Here is a 16,065-nt window from a genome sequence, read left to right as displayed (position 1 = left end):
CGACCTGCGGTACGTCAACCCTAACCGGCGATTCGGCGAGGCGGTATGTCGAGAGAATCACGCGAACGTGTCGTGTCGGCTGCGCTGTGTTTCGGGTAAGGAGTGAGGTTTGCTTTGCCCGGTACACCGGTCGGCGTCCGGCGGTCACCCCGATAGGGTGGTCGGCGTGCTGCCGATGCGAGCCGCCCTGGCGGGCACCACCGGGAACGCGATGCTGATGGGCCTCGCCGAGGTCAGCACGCCGGTCGGCTGGGTGCTGCTGCCGGGCCTGCTCGGCGTCTCCGCCCGGCCCCGGGTGGCGGCGCTGGTGTCGGCGTGGGCGGGCGTGCTGGTCGCGCTGTCCGTCGTCGTACCGGTGATCCCCGGCCACCGCAGTGATCCGCAGGCGCTGCTCGCCTCGGCGGCCGGCCTGGCCGTGGTGCCGGTCCTGGCCTGGGCCCGCCGCCGGACGCGGACCGCGGCGGTGACGCGCGCCGCCGCGCCGCCGGACGTCGCGGTGTTCACCGTGCCGGCCGGGCCGGGAAGCGCCGCGCTGGCGATCTGCGGCACGGCCGGCGAGATCGGCGCCGCCGTACCTGTCCGCGGTGGCGGGCTGCGCGTCCTGCTCGGCACTGTCACCGGCGCCGCGCTGGACACGCCCGCCGGCCGCCGGGCGATCGAGCAGGCGTTCCGCCGGGCCGCCGCCGGACCGCGGCGCACCGTGCCGCACCTGGCCGGCGCGCTCGACCGGGTGGTCCGCGACCTCGCCCCGGCGGGGCACCTGCGGGCCACGATCGTGGAGGTGGACCGCGCCGGATCGGTCCGCGCGACGCGGTGCGGATCACCGGATCTCGTCGTCGCCGCCGGGGACCGCGCCGAACCCGCGGGGGTGCCGGCCGGGCCGGCGATCGGTTCCACCGAGCCGGGCGAACATGCCGCACCCTGCCCGGTCACCGGCCGCCGGATCGCCGTCGTCGGCACCGGCTTCACCGACGCGCACGGCGAGCGCCGGCTGCGCGTACTCGATCAGGTGGCCGCCGGCGGCGACCCGGCGCGGGCGGCGGAGCTGCTGACCCGCGGGCCCCGGGGCGGGCGGCGCACCGGCCCGGCGCTGGTGATCGACCCGTCGTCGCGGGCATGACACAGGCGGCGCGCGCGGGCCGGGCGCCGGACGGCCCGCCTAGGCTGATGCGATGGGCCGGCGTCCGGTGCCGGCCCCGCCCGGGGGGACCGCGATGACCGACAGCGTCCGCCGTCCGGCTCCGGCCGCGGGCGGCGAGGACGAGCAGTGGCTGGCCGAGGTGGCCCGCGCGGCGGGCGCCGACGCCGGCGGCGTGCCGGTGGAGCTGCTCGGCGACTACCTGCGGCTGCTGACCGACGCGGCGGTGACCGGCCGTCGCCCGCGCCGCGCCGAACTCGACGCGGTCGGCGCGCTGGGCCGGCGCGCCGCCGAGCAGGGGATCTCCGCCGGCCGCGCGGTACGTCTCTACCTGTCCGCGGCGCGGCGCGTCTGGCGGCAGCTGCCGCACCTGGACCGGTCCGACGACAGCGAGGCGGTCCGCGCCGCCGCCGACGCCGTCCTGCACGTGGTCGACACCGCGGTGGCCACGCTCGCCGAGGGGTACGCGGTGGCCCGCCGGGAACTGGTCCGGCGGGAGGAGTCGCTGCGCCGGGAACTCGTCGACGACCTGCTGCGCGGCGACTCCGACCTGGGCGGGCTGGTGGAGCGGGCCGAGCCGTTCGGCCTGGACCTGGCCCGGGTGCACCAGGTCGCGCTGGCCGCGCCCGGCCGGCGGCTGCCGGACACCGAGGCGGCGATCAGCGCGCTGGAGCGGGTCATCTTCGACCGGCTCGGTGACCGGGACGTGCTGGTGGCCACGAAGGAAGGGCTGCTCGTGGTGATCGCCCCGGCGGACCCGGTCACCGCCGACCAGGGCCGCGGCGCCGGCGCGGCCGGCAACCTCGGCGCGCTGATGCACGGTGAGCTGGACCGCCTGGTGCGGGGCCGGCCGTGGCAGGTGGCGGTGGGCCGTCCGCACCCGGGCGTCTACGGCATCGCCCGCTCGTACGAGGAGGCCCGGGAGGCGCTCACCACGGCGCGGCGCCTGCACAGCGAGGCATCCGTGATCGACGCGCACGACCTGCTGATCTACCGCGTGCTGCTGCGCGACCAGCCCGCCATGGTCGACCTCGTGCGGGCGGTGCTGACGCCGCTGGCCCAGGCTCGTGGCGGCGCCGAGCCGCTGCTGGACACGCTCACCGAGTACTTCGCCTGCGGCGAGGTGTCGACCGAGGCCGCCCGCCGGTTGCACGTGTCGGTGCGCACCGTCACCTACCGGCTGGCCCGGATCCGGGCGTTGAGCGGCTACGACCCCGCCGACGCGCGGGACCGGTTCACGCTGCACGCCGCCGTGCTCGGCGCGCGGGCGCTGGACTGGCCCCGCCGGCCGCTGCCGGCGTAGGGCCGCCGCCGGCCCGGGCCCGCCGCCGGTGTGACAGGCGCCTCAGGCCGGTACGGCGACCAGCTCCGGGAAGCCGAGCAGGTTGGCCAGGGCCGACGCCTCGTCACGGGTCAGGGTGAGCGTGACCATGCGGTCCGGGTCGTCCGGGTCGTCGTGGACGACATCGCGCCGGCCGCCCACCTGGTAGTCGATCACCCCGATGCGACGGCCCTCCTCGGTGACCAGCGTGTGCCGGACCCCGATGCCGGGGAGGTTCGTACGTTCGATGATCACGGGGACCTCCTTCGCACGCGGCCGCCGGGGACCGGCCGGAGCCGGCCGGAGCTACGGCGACGCGGTGGACGTTCGAGCTGAGCTCGCGTTCTCCATGTGTCAACCATAGCCAGGGGGTATGGGCGGATCCGGGTTCCGGCGACCGGCAATCATTGCGCCCTTTGTTGGCCGGTGGCGCGCAGTGCCGCGCGTGAGGTTCCCGGCGACGCTGGAGGTCCGAGGCGGTACCCGAGTAGCGAGGAGGTGGTGAGCATGACCCGCACGTCGATGGCTCCGCCACCGGTGTTCGCCGGTCTCCTCGCGTCCCGATCTGCGAGCGGCGACCAGAAGCGCGTCTGAGCCCCCGGCCGCCGGCGTCGTCGAGTGAATCCGACGCCCGCGGCCCCGGCCACGCCCCTCCCCCGCACGTCCACCGCCCGTTGGGCACCCTGATCCGAAAGAGGTCGGTATGCCGCACCCTGTCACCGCCATTCGCCCACCGGTCCGTACCGGCATGCTGATCGGCCGCTCCCACGGCAGCCGCCCGCCGGTCACCGTCGACGCGGCGCCGATCGCCGTGGACCTCGGCAGCAGCCTGCTGCGGATCTGGCTCGGACCGGGCCGGACGCTGAGCGTCCCGCTCGGCCACGGCCTGCGCAGCCCGGTCGTGCGGCGCGGCCGGATCATCGACGGCCCGGCCTGCGTCTCCGAGCTGCGGCGGATCCTGCGCGACCACCGCACCCCGGTCCCGGTCGGCGCGCTGGTCGTGGCCTGCCGTCCGGTGCTCGCCGCGCCGGCCGAGCAGGAGGCGACCCGCCGGGTGCTCACCGCCGTGCTCGCGCCGTCCCGGCTGCTGTTCCTCGACAGCGTCCGGGCGGGCGCCATCGGCGCCGGCGCCGCCGCCGGCACCCTGCTGGTCGCCGACATCGGCGCCCAGCTCACCGAGGTGGCGCTGCTGGAGGACGGCCGGGTGGTCGCCGCCCGCCGGGCCGACGTCGGCACGCGGGACCTCAACCACGCGACGACCGCCGCCATGCTCGCCGACACCACCGCCCGGCTGGTACGCGAGCTGCGGCAGGACGGGACGCTACGGCCCGTGGTCCGCGACGCGCTGGCCCGTGGCCCGATCGTCATCGGTGACGGCGCCACCCGGCCCGACGTGACCGCCCGCCTGGTCGCCACGCTCGGCGCGACGGTGCACCGCGCCGCGTCCCCCCGTACCGCCGCGCTGACCGGCGCCGGCATGGCCGCCATCTCGGCCCTGCGACACCCGCACGACACCCCGCGCCGCCCGGAAAGGAGCGCCTGATCATGACGCACGCCCTCAACCGCACCGACACGCTGCGCGAACTGCTGGACCGGCAGTTCGGCGAGTACACCGACCAGCTCACCGAGCTGACGCTGCACACGCGGCAGCCCGACTACGGCGGCCACGACCCGGACACGCTGCGCCGGCTCGTCGAGACCGCCCGGCAGGGCATCGCGGACACCGCCCAGGCGCTGAAGCGGATGTCCGAGGGCACGTACGGCGTCTGCGAGCGGTGCGGGCAGGACATCCCGACCGCCCGCCTGGAGATCCTGCCCTCGGCCCGCTTCTGCGTGCCGTGCCAGCAACGTCGCTGAGCACGCGCGGGGCTGTCGGGGCAGGCGCCGGCCGGTAGCGTCACCGCCATGGATGTCGATGACGTCGCCGGCCGGCTCGGCGTGCCCGCCGAGGAGGTCGACCGGGTGCACCGGCTCGCCGGTGACCTGCCCTCCGCGCCGCTGCCCGGCCGGGCGGACGCACCAGCCCTGCTGGACCGGCTCGCGGTCCGCCCCGACGACGCCGCCGAGATCCTCGCGGGCTGGCCGGAACCGGGTTCACCACTGTGGACCCCGGAGCTGCGCTGGCTGCTCGACCGCTCGATCGCCCTGGTTCGCGCCGACCTCGGCGGCCACGCCTGGCTGCCGCCGGGCCCGGCGCTGCCCCGCGAGCGGGGTCCGGCCTGGCGGCACCTCTACGTCTACGCGTACCTCGCACTCGTCGACGTGGTCCGGGCCTACCACCGCGACCACGGCGTCCCCGACGACGTGTCCTGGGCGACGCTGGCCGACCTGGGCAACAACCTCGCCGTCGACCGGCGGATGAACGGCGAGGGCTGGCCGGTCATGCAGTGCTGGCTGACGCTGCACGCGCGCGGCGGCCTCTACGAGCTGGGCCGGCTCCAGCACCAGCGCGGCGACGCCGAGGCGATCGACCTGCACATCCCGGACACCGGACCGCTGACCCCGGCGGCGGTCGACGCGTCGCTCGACCGGGCCCGCGCGTTCTTCCCGCGCCACTTCCCCGGCGAGCGCTACACCGCGTTCTCCTGCGGCTCCTGGCTGCTCGACCCGCAGTTGCGCGAATACCTCCCGGAGGACTCCAACATCGTCCGGTTCCAGCGGCGGTTCACCCTGGAGCCCTACCAGGAGCAGCCCGGCCTGGACGGCGACGTCGAGGTGCTGCGGTTCGTGTTCCGCACCCTGGACACGCCGCTGGACCGGCTGCCGCGCCGTACCGTGCTCCAGCGCGCGGTGATCGACCACTTCCGGGCCGGTCGCCACTGGCAGTGGCGCCGGGGCCGCTTCCCGATGTAGTCACGTCAGCGGCCGCGGGCCGCCCCGGTCCGGACCGGCATGCGGTGTCACCGGCGCTCCGCGGGCCAGCCAGGCGTCGAGCGCGGCCTGGTCGCCGAACAGCAGCACCGGCGGTCCGGCCGGGTCGGCCGCCCAGTCCCGCAGGCGTCGGCGTGCCCGGCCGAACCCGGTCAGGTGCCACACCAGGATCGAGTCGCGGGACAGCACGCTGCGCAGCGTCTCCCGGTTGCCGTTGCAGATCAGCTCCCCGCCGGCCAGCCGCCGCAGCGTGCGCCGCAGTAGCCGCCGGAACGAGACGCCGCGCGGGTAGTCCAGGCCGATCACCAGGTCGGCGCGGCCGAGGACCACGTCCCGCCAGCCGTGGTACGCGCCGTCGAGGATCCAGCTGTCGCGCCGGCAGATCGCCTCGATCCGGCGACGCTGCTCGGCCACCGGCACCTCGACCCAGCCGGGCTCCCACAGCAGGTCGTCGACCGGATACCAGGGCAGGCCGAACCGCTGCGCCAGATGCGCGGCGAGCGTCGACTTGCCGGAGCCGTGGATGCCCTCGACCAGGATGCGAGCCGGGGCGGTCATGGCAGCAGCGTAGGCACCGAGCGCACCCGGCGCGATCCGGGGCGGCCGGGTCAGTGCGCGACAGCGACCGCCGGCGCCGCCTCCAGGCCGGCGAGCTGGGACGGCCGGACGACGACCAGCAGCACCAGCAGTGCCGCCACCATCCCGCCGGCCACCACCAGGGCCATCGCCACCGCGCCGGTGCCGAGTACGCCCACCAGCGGCGCGGCCACCGCGCCCACGCCGAACTGCACGGCGCCGAGCAGGGCCGAGGCGGTGCCGGCCGCCTCCCCGTGGCGGGACAGCGCCAGCGCCGGGGCGTTCGGCATGGCCAGGCCGGCCGCCGCCAGCACCAGCCACAGCGACACCAGCAGGGCGGGCAGCCCACCGAAGCCGGTCGCGGCGAACACCACCAGGGCCAGCCCGGCCACCGTGCCCGCCGCCAGCGAGGTCACCAGGATCCACTGCGACGGGTAGCGCCGCAGCAGCCGCACGTTGTACTGGGTCGCGCCGATCAGGCCGATCGCGCCCGCGCCGAACGCCAGGCCGAACTGCTGCTCGTCGAGCCCGTACCCGTCCTGCAGCACGAACGACGACCCCGCGACGTACGCGAACAGCGCGGCCATGGCCAGCCCGGCGACCAGGACCAGCCCGAGGAAGACCCGGTCCCGCAGCAGCCCGCCGTACGTCCGCACGGTCGCGACGACTCCGCCGCGCCGGCGCCGCGCGGGCGGCAGCGTCTCGGGCAGCGCGAGCGTGGCCAGCACGACGAGCAGCACCCCGAAGACGGCCAGGACCACGAACACGCCACGCCAGTCGGTCCACCGCAGCACGCCGCCGCCCAGCGTCGGCGCGAGGACCGGCGCCGCGCCCATCACCAGCAGCAGCCGGGACAGCAGCGTGGCGAACGCCGCGCCGCTGAACAGGTCACGCACCACCGCCATCGCCACCACGGCGGTCGCGGCGACGCCGAGGCCCTGCACGACGCGCAGGACGCCGAGGACGGCGACGTTCGGGGCGATCACGCACAGCGCCGACGCCACGATGTGCAGCAGGAGGCCGGCGATCAGCGGGCGGCGCCGCCCGACCGCGTCCGACAGCGGCCCGATCAGCAGCTGCCCGACGGCGAGCCCGGCGAGCGTGCCGGTGAGCGTCAACTGGACCGCCGCCGACGTGGTCGCGAAGTCCGTGACGATCGCGGGCAGCGCCGGCAGATACATGTCGATCGTCAGCGGACCCACGGCGATCAGCGAGCCGAGGACCAGCACGAGCTTCAGCCGCTGGCCTCGGCTCATCAGGTCACCCGGGGTGGGCGTCGGGGCGGCATCTGTCGTCTGGGGCGTCCCGGCCCGGTCGTGCGACCGGGCGCGGGAGGGTGCGGCACTCACACAGTGAGTCAAATACGCCCCCGGTGATCACATTCCCGTCTCGGCGAGAGGTAACGCAGGTCACGCGCCTGCCCGCCGGTGCGGCAGGCTCAGTTCCAGGGCGCGGTCGGGAACCACCCCACGCCGAAGAGCGCCGGCACGCGTACGTCCCAGTAGACGATGAGGAACACGCCGACGAGCACCAGCGCGACGCCCGACAGCACGGTGCCGCGCCGGCTCGGGGCGGTGAGCAGGCGCCCGCCGGTCAGCCTCGACGCGATCACCACGACGAGGACCATCACCAGCATGTTGCCGAGCGTCTGCAGGCCGAAGACGGCGGCGCCGTACGCCGGGTTGTCGTCGGCCACCGCGTAGAGGAAGAGCTTGTGGAAGAGCGGGAAGGGGCGGCCGATCAGGAAGGCGCCGATGATGACGCCCAGCGCGACCAGGCGGGCCCGCGGCCGGCCGGCGAACGGGTCCGGAACCAGCTTCAACGCCGCCAGGCCGAGGTAGAGCAGGGCCAGGCCGGCCAGCCCGAAGACGACGGACGCCTGCACGAGCCGCACCGGTACGCCGCCGGCCGTGGTCGCGGTGGACAGTTGCGGCAGGCGGTCCCCGAGCAGCACGCCCACGGCGCCGTAGGTCAGCGCGACAGCCATGCTCCCGGCGGTGAGCCAGCCCAGCGGGGCGAGCAGTCCGCGCAGTCCGGACCTCGTCGTCTCCCTGGTGACCTGCGGGACCATCCCGAACGCGGCGACGTTGCAGGCGGTGAACGTGCCGGCGAGGCCGGACACGAAGGCGAAGGCGAGCCCGGCGACGGAGCCGCCGATCGCCGTCGCCTTGGCGTCGTGACCCAGGAGCGAGTTGGCGATGTTGTCGCCGATCACCGAGTCGACGAAGGTGAACGACCAGGCGACGGCGAGCAGCACCCCGGCCACCGCGCCCGCCACGGCGAAGCCGAGGGCCGTGGCGGTGCGGCCCTGCGGTGTCGCGTCGACGGTGACTACCGGGACTGCTCCCCGGTCGGCTACGGACATGGTTCCTCCTCGATGGGTGATCGGTTACGGGAGACGCACACCCGGCACCGCGGGTGCGTGGAGCGATCGCACCGGGCCGTCCGGGCCGCAGATGTGCAGCCCGATCCGCCCGTGTACGCCGTGGCGCTGGTTGACGGCCTGGAGGAGCATGGCCAGCGACTCCAGCTCCCGGGCGTGTTCGAGCCCCCCGACGTCGATCGGCGCGAAGCCGAGCCGGGACAGCAGCGCACCGGCGACCCCCTTGGCCCCGGCGTCGTCGCCGGCCAGCGGCAGGGAGACCGGCAGCCCGCCGCAGAGCGGCTCGCCGACCATCGCCGCGGGCACGGTGTTCAGCGCCTTGACGACGTGCCAGCCGGGGGGTGCCGCCGCCGCGATCAGGTGGGCCCCCGACGAGCCGGGCGGCACCTCCTCGCCGCCGAGGGCCGGGTTGGTGACGTCCAGGAGCGGACGGCCCCGGCCCGGCACCGGGGTTTCGGTCAGCACCCGGCAGGCCGGACCGAGCGGAACGGCGAGCACGACGAGCGAGGCCCGTTCGAGGACGACGCGGATGTCGGCGGCGAAGGCCCCCGGTACGCCGGCGGTGGCGGCGGCCGCCGCGCCGGGTGTCCGTCCGGCGAGCAGCACGCTGCAGCGCGCGGCGGCGACCGCGCGGGTGACGGCGACGCCCATCCGCCCGCAGCCGATGACGCCGACTGTCATCGGACCCACACCCCCGCCGCGGGACGGCGGTAGACGGCGAGCGCGGCCGCCAGGTCGGCCGGTACCGGGGCGGGCTGCAACTGGCCGTCGACCCGCTCCATCACGGCCACCGTCTGCCGGCCCCGCGCGATCAGCTCGGCGGGAGCGCCATCCGGGCGGACCCGGCGATAGTCGAAGCTCATCGTGATGCGATTGCCGTTGAGCTCGACGAGCGACATCTCGATCTCGACAGTGTCGAAGGCGTGGCTCTCGGCGTAGAACTCGACCGACATCGAGACGGTGACCAGCGCCAGCCCGTCCGACAGGGCGGCGAGCACGGAGGGCGCCTGCTCGGCGAGGAAGTGCTCCCGGCAGTGCCCCTGCCAGTGGGCGTAGTGGGCGAAGTAGACGTTCCCCACCAGGTTCGTCTCGTCGAACGTCACCCGGTGCCGGTAGCGGTAGACCGGGGCGCTCATGCCGGCGTCCCCACGCACACCGCCACCTGCCGCGCGTCCCCTGCCGTCCGCAGCAGCACGCTGCTCAGCACGTGGTCGCCGCTGCGCAGGCCGAGCGTGCCGGACGGCTCCCGGCCGGTGAACACCAGCGGCGCCGAGGGCCCGAGCCCGAGCTTGCGGGTCACCTCGATCGCCGTCCACACGCGGACGGCCGCGACGGCCTCGTCCTCCCTGGACTCGGCGGCGAGCCGCACGGCGAGGGCCCGGTGCCGTTCCTCCAGCGGCGGCGGGCGGTCGTCCACACGTTCCCAGTCGACGCCGACCGGGCCCGGCGCCACCGTCACGAGCACGAGGTCGTCGAGGTGACTGGCCGAGACGCCACCGCCGCCCGGCACCGTGACCCGCCCGTCGCCGGCGTGCCGTGCGCCCGCGGGCTCGCCCAGCACGGCGCCGGCGAGCCAGTCGGCCAACCGGACGGTGGGTCCGCCGTCGCCGCGCGTCGCGGGGAGCACCGCGGCGTCGATGCCGGGATGCCGGTGACGCAGCCGCCGGGCCACGGCCGGACCGGCGAGGAACGCCGGCATCTCGGACCAGCCGATCTCGGCCACCGCGCGCAGGACCAGCCCCGTCCACTCCTCGACCGGGCGTCCCGACTCGTCGCTCACCAGCACGTCGTAGACGAACTCGGCACCGTCCTCCGCGCGCTGGCGGGCGGTGACGGTGAGCACGCCGGACGGCCGGTGCCACACGGTGATCCGCTCGACGGAGACCGGAAGCACGCGCCGGTCCGGGACGCAGCCCTGCAGCCCGTGCAGCACGGCGTCACGGGCGCCCGGGTCGCCGAGCCGCAGCGACGCGTCGAGGTACATTCCGAACCACGCGGTGCCGGGTTCGGCGCGGACCGAGAACACGCAGCGGTACGCGCTCAGCGCGTGATATCCGCGCACCCGCCGGAACGCGGGCCCGTGGAAGTAGAGGCCGCCGTAGAGGCCCGCCGCCGGCAGTCCCGGCTCCCCGAGCCGCACGGCCGGCGCCGGCACCGCCGGATCGGATGCGGGCACGGCGCCGGTGGTCACGACCGCCGCGAAGTGGTCCACCGCGAAGCCGGTGTCGTCGCTGCGCAGCGCGGTCTCCACCCGGCCGTCGTCGTGGACCAGCGCCGCGACCCGGATGTCGCGCCGGTCGGTCACCGTCACCGGCCGTTCGAGCCGTACGCCGGTGAGGCGCACCGGCGTCCCCGGCGCCCCGGTGAGCGCGGTGGCGGCCTGCGTCATCGCCTCCAGGCCCAGCACGGCGGGCAGCAGCGGGACGCCGTCGACCACGTGGTCGGACAGGTAGGGGTCGGTGCCGGCGGTCAGGGTGGCGCCGAGGACGCTCTCCACCCCGGGCGTCAGCGCCAGCACCCGCTCGGCGAACCGCCCGCCGGTGCGGTCGTCGTCTCGGTAGCGCAGGGTCGGTCCGGCGGGCAGCCGGCCGGCGGCCAGCACGCACGGCCCGGTGTCCGGCGCCGCCAGCAGGCGCAGCAGCAGGTCGGTGCCGGCCGGGACGCTGATCGGTTCGAGCCCGTCGCGCACCAGCGCGTCGAGGACCCCGAGGCGGACCCCCATGCCGACGCCCGACCAGGCCGACCACTGCACCGTCAGCCATCGGGTGCCGGGCCGCTCCCGCGTCAGTTCCGCGCAGCGCCGGGCGAGCCACTCGTTGGCGACGGCGTACTCCGACTGGCCGGTCAGCCCGGTGCGGCCGATGACGGATCCGAAGGCGACGGCGAAGCGCAGATCGTCGCCGAGGGCCGCGACCAGGTGGTCGAAGCCGTCGGCCTTCGGTGCCAGCGTCGCGCGGAGACCCTCGACTGTCACGTCCTCGATCCGCCGCGGCGTGTTGTGGCCGGCGGCGTGCAGCAGCCCGCGTACCGGTCCGTACCGCTCCTCGACAGCGGTGACGGCGGCGGTGACGGCTTGCCCGTCGCTGACGTCGACAGCGTGGTAGCCGGCGGTGATCCCGAGCGCGGTGAGCCGGTCCAGGCCGGCCCGGACCTCCGGGTCCGTGCCGGGGCTGCGCCCGAAGAGCACCGCGGTGGCGCCGGTGGCCTGGCACACCGCGGCTGCGCACTCCAGCCCGATGCCCTTCGCCCCGCCGGTGACCAGCAGCATGTCGCCGGAAGCCAGCGGAATGCGCTCGTCCCGGCGGGACAGCGCGAGCGGAGCGGCGACCCGGGTGGTGCGGACACCGTCCTCGTCGTAGACGGCCTCGACGTAGCCGGTCCAGTCGACGGACGCCTCGGCGACGAGCTTGAGGCAGCGGTCGTCCACCGGGGTCTCGGCGACCATCACCGCGGCGCCCGGCCGCTCCATGGCGATGCTGCGCCCGACCGCGGCGCCCACGCCGCCGTGGTGCAGCACCACGAGCGGCAGCCCGTCGGCCGCGGTGGCGCGCAGCGCGGTCACGACCAGCTCCGCCGGCACCGTGAGGCCCGGTGGCAGCAGCAGCAACCGCGCGTCCGGGGTGTCGGCGAGCGGGAAGTGCTCGGCCACCCCCTTGCTCAGCGGGTGGTCCTCGGTGCCGAGCACTGTCCACCCGCGCCGGGCGCCCGGCCGGGCCGCCGGGGCGGCCGACTCGACGAACCGGTCGGTGAAGGCGCGCACCCAACTGGCGATGCCGGCCGGCGGGGCGTCGGCCTCCCCTGCCGCGGGCAGCGTGGCGAGCATCGCGGCGAGCTGGTCGATGGTGGCGTCGGCCAGGGCGGCCGGGACCGCGGGCGCCGACCGGCCGACCGCCGCGGCGGCGTCCACGGCGAGCTGGCTGACCCGCAGCGAGCTGAGGTGCAGGTCGGCGACGAGCCGGGTGTCCGGGCGCAGCGTGGCCGCGTCGAGTTCGACCATGGCCGCCACCCGCCGGGTGACGGCGCTCAGCAGGTCGGTGTCGTCCACGGTGACCACCGGCGGCGCGGACGTCGGCATGGCGGGCGCCGGACGGGGACGAGGCGGCTGCGGCGCCCGCGCCGGCCCGCCGGTGCCCTCGCAGGGGTTGCGCAGGAAGACCGGCCGCCAGTCCGGCGTGAGCCGGCGGCACGCCCGGCGCGCATAGTACGCGCCCACGTCCGGCCCGGCGCCCGTGGCGAACAGCGCGGCGGTCACCGTGGCGACGCCGTGCGGGCCGGGCGCGCCCGAGTCGAGAGCCACCACCCGGGCCTCCGGCAGATCCGCGGCCAGCCCGGCCAGCACGGCGCCGGGGCCCACCTCGATCAGCAGGTCGGTTCGCTCGGCCAGGCGCGCCAGCGCGTCGCGGAAGCGGACCGGCTCGACGAGCTGACGGATGAGCAGGTCGGCGAGGTCGGTGCCGGTGCCGAGCCAGTCGCCGGTCACCGTGGAGCAGACCGGCCGTCGCGGTACCCGCCCGGCGAGTCCGGTGAGGTGATCGCGCAGGGCGAGGCTCGCGGGAGCCATCATCGGCGAGTGGAAGGCGTGCGAGACCGGCAGTGCGGTGGCCCGCAGGCCGGCGGACGGGGCGCCGTCGACGAACCGGGCCACCTCCGCGGCCGGGCCGGACACTGTGCACTGCCCCGCGCTGTTCTCCCCGGCGACCACGACCGGGCCCGGGCGGAGCAGCTCGCGAACCCGGTCCGCGGGCCCGGCGACGGCGGCCATCGCGCCGCGACCCGGCGCGTCGCTCATCAGCCGGCCGCGAACGCGTACCAGCTCGAGGGCCTCCTTGTCGTCCAGTGCCCCCGCCCAGCACAGCGCGCCGATCTCGCCGAGGCTGTGCCCGACGGCCGCCTCGGCCTCCACGCCCAGCCGGCGCAGCCAGGTCAGACCGGCGAGCGAGGCCCGCAGGATGGCGGGCTGGGCGACCGCGGTGTCCGGAACGCCGCCCGCCGCGACCTCGACCTCCGAGTCGTACCCGGCGAGTGGCCCGTCGAGCAGCTCCCCCAGCGCGCCCGCGTCCGGACGGACCGGGGATCCCTGTCCGGAGAACAGATAACCGATCCGGGGCGAGTCACCGGCGCCGAGGAAGACACCGGCCTCCGGGTCGAACAGCTCGGTGCCCGCGCCGGCCAGCGCGGTCACGGCGCGCCGGGCGGCGCGGACCAGGCCGTCCGGGTCGCGTACCACGGCGGCGAACCGGACGGCGCCCGCGGCGACCGGCTCCGCGGCCAGCGTGGCCGCGAGATCGCCCAGTTCCGCCCGGGACAGCCGGCCGGCCAGATCGGCCAGGCCGGTCAGCCGCGCGGTCAGGGCCGCACGGTCGGCCGCCGCGCACACCACCACCTCGTGGGACGGCAGGGGGCGGGCGGCCCGGCGCTCGGCGTCGGTGACGACCCGGCGGGTGGTGGGCGAGATCCCGCCCAGCACCACGTGGGCGTTGATGCCGCCGAAGCCCATGGCGCTGACCGACGCGTACCGGTCCGGGCCGGGCCACGGCGTCGGCTCGTCGGTCACCACCAGCGGCGACCCGGCGGCGGCCAGTGCGGGATGCGGTGACTCGCAGCCGGTGGTCGGCGGGATCACCTGGTGGTGGATCGCGAGTACGGCCTTGATCATCCCGGCGACCCCGGCCGCCGCCTTGGTGTGCCCGATGTTCGCCTTCACGCTGCCGAGCACCGCCGGGAGCCGGCGGCCGGCGTGCAGGTCGCGCAGCGCGGACAGTTCGGTCTCGTCGCCGACGGCGGTGCCGGTGCCGTGCCCCTCCACGAACGACACCTGCTCGGGGGTGAGACCCGACCGGTCGTACGCGCGCCGCAGCGCGAGCAGCTGACCGGCGGGCTCGGGCCGGGTCAGCCCGCCGTTGCCGTCCGACGACGTGCCCCAGCCGTGCAGCCGCGCGTACGGCCGCAGGCCGTGTTCGGCGGCGAAGTCCTCACGGCACAGGACCAGGATCCCGCAGCCCTCCCCCGGCAGGAACCCGGTCGGCCGCGAGTCGTAGATCCGCATGTCGCCGGTGGCCAGCGCGCCCACCCGGGCGAAACCGACCAGTTCCAGCGGATCGAGGCTGAGGTCCACACCGCCCGCCAGCGCGACGTCGAGATCGCCGTCGGCGAGCATCCGGGCGGCCGTGGCGACCGCCATCAGCGACGAGGCGCAGGCGGCGTCGACCGTGTAGCCGGTGCCGTGGAAGTCGAAGTGGTTGCAGATCCGGCCGGCGATCGTGTTCGACAACGCCCCGGCGAGCGTCTCCTCGCCCGGCGGCGGGAACGGCTCCTTGAACCGGTCCTCCGCGGTGGCGAGCAGTTTCTCCCGCTCGGCGTCCGACAGGTCCAGCCCCGCCAGCGTCTCGGCGAGCAGCCGCTGCACGTAGGGCCAGCGCAGGCGGAGCCCGTTGGCGCGGCTGAACTCACCGGTCATCGAGTTGCCGAGCATCACGCCGACCCGGTCGTTGGGCAGGCCCGCGCCAGCCGGGCAGCCGGCGTCGGCGAGCGCGTCCGCGGCCACCTCCAGGGCCAGCCAGTGGGTCAGGTCGACCGCCCGGAAGACCTCACCGGGCACGTGGAAGCGGGACCGGTCGAACACCCAGTCGCTGAGGACGGCGGCGCGGTCGACGTAGGTGTGGTCGACCTCGTCGGGCCCGGGCCGGTGGTAGTCGGCGACCGGCAGCCGTTCCGGCGGCAGGGGCCGGAAGGCACGCCGGCGTCCGAGCACCGTCTGCCAGAGCTGCCCGGGGTCCGCGGCGTCCGGGTACCGGCAGGCCATTCCCACCACGACGATCGGGGCTCCGGTGCCGGTCATGCCTGGGCTCCGACCGGGACGGCGGGCTGGGAGGCGTGTTCCGGCGCACCGGCTCCGGTGACCGGCTGCCGCCGCTCGCGGATCCGGCGGGCGGTCACGATCACCACCCAGCGGCCGACGCACACGGTGGTGAGCGCGAAGAACAGACCGAACTCGATGTGCAGGAGCACGAGCGTGCCGTAGACCGCCGCGGTGGCCAGGCCGAACACGACCTGGCGGCGCGGCGCGTGCGGGGTGGTACCGGGGTCGGTGATCATGTAGTTGGTGAACAGGACGAACGCCACGCCGGTCATCGGCAGGAGCGCCGCCACCAGAGCGTGGTCGAAGATCACCGACCGCAGCACCGCCTGTGCGGCGAAGCCCGCGACCCAGGCGGCCACCAGCGGCCCGCGCCGGGTCAGCATGGCGTTGAGCATCGTGCCGGCGGCCAGGATCGCGCCGGGCACCACCCAGTCCCAGATCCCGTTGATGTTCGCGGTGAACTGGTACGGCGGTGCGATCCCCACCCAGGTGAAGCACAGCAGCGTCACGACGATGCCGAAGTTGCTCGGGTTGAGGACGTGCTTCGCCGGTCCCCCGGCGGTGAAGCGCACCCGCACCACGTACTTGCTCGCGATCGCGACGGTGACGGCGAACAGGGTGGGCCACAGCCGCTCGTTGCCGTAGAGCAGCATCGCGCAGGCCAGTCCGCCGATGTGCGCGGGCAGCAGGAAGTTGAGGAGATCGACGGCGGAGCCGCGGTAGCGGACCGGGCGGCGCTCGACGCGGGCCTCGAGCGTCTCCAGGAGAAGCTCGAGGGCGTACGCGGTGAGCAGCGCGGCGATCGGCGTGAGCCACGACTGCTCGAATCCGAGGACCGTGTGCCCCAGCAGCGTGAACACGGTGATGGACAGGGCGAACCGGCGCAGCGCGACGATCCGGGGGTCCTTGTTGGCCAT

Annotated in this window: 13 protein-coding genes; 5 read left to right on the top strand and 8 right to left on the bottom strand. The window is 75.7% G+C overall.

Going from position 1 to position 16,065, the window contains the following annotated elements; genetic code table 11:
- The first annotated feature begins 175 nt into the window (after window positions 1-175).
- Both CLT75_RS04690 and CLT75_RS04685 read left to right on the top strand, forming a co-directional pair.
- Window positions 176-1,120: a hypothetical protein gene (locus tag CLT75_RS04690; RefSeq protein WP_135243902.1), complete on the top strand. Its 945-nt coding sequence runs from the start codon at window positions 176-178 to the stop codon at window positions 1,118-1,120.
- Between the two features lie 94 nt (window positions 1,121-1,214).
- Entirely contained in the window at window positions 1,215-2,441 is a 1,227-nt protein-coding gene (locus CLT75_RS04685) for a helix-turn-helix domain-containing protein (RefSeq protein WP_135239648.1), read from the top strand.
- A 42-nt stretch (window positions 2,442-2,483) separates the two neighbouring features.
- Here the strand turns inward: CLT75_RS04685 and CLT75_RS04680 are convergent, their stop codons facing one another.
- Window positions 2,484-2,714: a cation:proton antiporter regulatory subunit gene (locus tag CLT75_RS04680; protein ID WP_135239647.1), complete on the bottom strand. Its 231-nt coding sequence runs from the start codon at window positions 2,712-2,714 to the stop codon at window positions 2,484-2,486.
- A gap of 448 nt (window positions 2,715-3,162) precedes the next feature.
- On the opposite strand from CLT75_RS04680, the gene CLT75_RS04675 reads away from it, so the two are divergent.
- The 3 genes from CLT75_RS04675 to CLT75_RS04665 are packed head-to-tail and all read left to right on the top strand — an operon-like array spanning window position 3,163 to window position 5,312.
- Complete coding sequence (locus CLT75_RS04675) at window positions 3,163-4,002, top strand: rod shape-determining protein (protein ID WP_135239646.1); 840 nt, start codon at window positions 3,163-3,165, stop codon at window positions 4,000-4,002.
- Window positions 4,003-4,004: 2 nt separating this feature from the next.
- A complete protein-coding gene (locus CLT75_RS04670) occupies window positions 4,005-4,316 on the top strand; it encodes a TraR/DksA family transcriptional regulator (RefSeq protein ID WP_135239645.1) in 312 nt (103 codons plus the stop codon).
- Window positions 4,317-4,364: 48 nt separating this feature from the next.
- Window positions 4,365-5,312: an acyltransferase domain-containing protein gene (locus CLT75_RS04665; RefSeq protein WP_135239644.1), complete on the top strand. Its 948-nt coding sequence runs from the start codon at window positions 4,365-4,367 to the stop codon at window positions 5,310-5,312.
- Here the strand turns inward: CLT75_RS04665 and CLT75_RS04660 are convergent, their stop codons facing one another.
- The 7 genes from CLT75_RS04660 to CLT75_RS04630 all read right to left on the bottom strand — a co-directional run bounded on the left by CLT75_RS04660 (window position 5,313) and on the right by CLT75_RS04630 (window position 16,065).
- Window positions 5,313-5,888, bottom strand: a complete 576-nt coding sequence (locus CLT75_RS04660; RefSeq protein ID WP_135239643.1) for a GTPase domain-containing protein — start codon at window positions 5,886-5,888, stop codon at window positions 5,313-5,315. It abuts the gene before it with no gap.
- A gap of 50 nt (window positions 5,889-5,938) precedes the next feature.
- Window positions 5,939-7,162 (bottom strand): multidrug effflux MFS transporter, encoded by a 1,224-nt coding sequence (locus CLT75_RS04655; protein ID WP_135239642.1) that lies wholly within the window; start codon window positions 7,160-7,162, stop codon window positions 5,939-5,941.
- 182 nt (window positions 7,163-7,344) lie between these two features.
- Window positions 7,345-8,271 carry a hypothetical protein gene (locus tag CLT75_RS04650; RefSeq protein ID WP_135239641.1) on the bottom strand — a complete coding sequence of 309 codons (927 nt, stop codon included), beginning with the start codon at window positions 8,269-8,271 and terminating at the stop codon, window positions 7,345-7,347.
- A gap of 24 nt (window positions 8,272-8,295) precedes the next feature.
- Window positions 8,296-8,970 (bottom strand): NAD(P)-binding domain-containing protein, encoded by a 675-nt coding sequence (locus tag CLT75_RS04645; RefSeq protein ID WP_135239640.1) that lies wholly within the window; start codon window positions 8,968-8,970, stop codon window positions 8,296-8,298.
- Window positions 8,967-9,425: an acyl-CoA thioesterase gene (locus CLT75_RS04640; protein ID WP_135239639.1), complete on the bottom strand. Its 459-nt coding sequence runs from the start codon at window positions 9,423-9,425 to the stop codon at window positions 8,967-8,969. The genes CLT75_RS04645 and CLT75_RS04640 overlap by 4 nt, the downstream gene beginning before the upstream one ends.
- Entirely contained in the window at window positions 9,422-15,127 is a 5,706-nt protein-coding gene (locus tag CLT75_RS04635) for a type I polyketide synthase (RefSeq protein WP_135239638.1), read from the bottom strand. Before CLT75_RS04635 ends, CLT75_RS04640 begins: the two co-directional genes overlap by 4 nt.
- Complete coding sequence (locus CLT75_RS04630; protein WP_135239637.1) at window positions 15,124-16,065, bottom strand: enediyne biosynthesis protein UnbU; 942 nt, start codon at window positions 16,063-16,065, stop codon at window positions 15,124-15,126. Before CLT75_RS04630 ends, CLT75_RS04635 begins: the two co-directional genes overlap by 4 nt.

This window comes from Micromonospora sp. CNZ285 (assembly GCF_004637285.1).
Note: the sequence above shows the minus strand (reverse complement) of the source record. Positions and strands in the feature narration are given on the sequence as shown.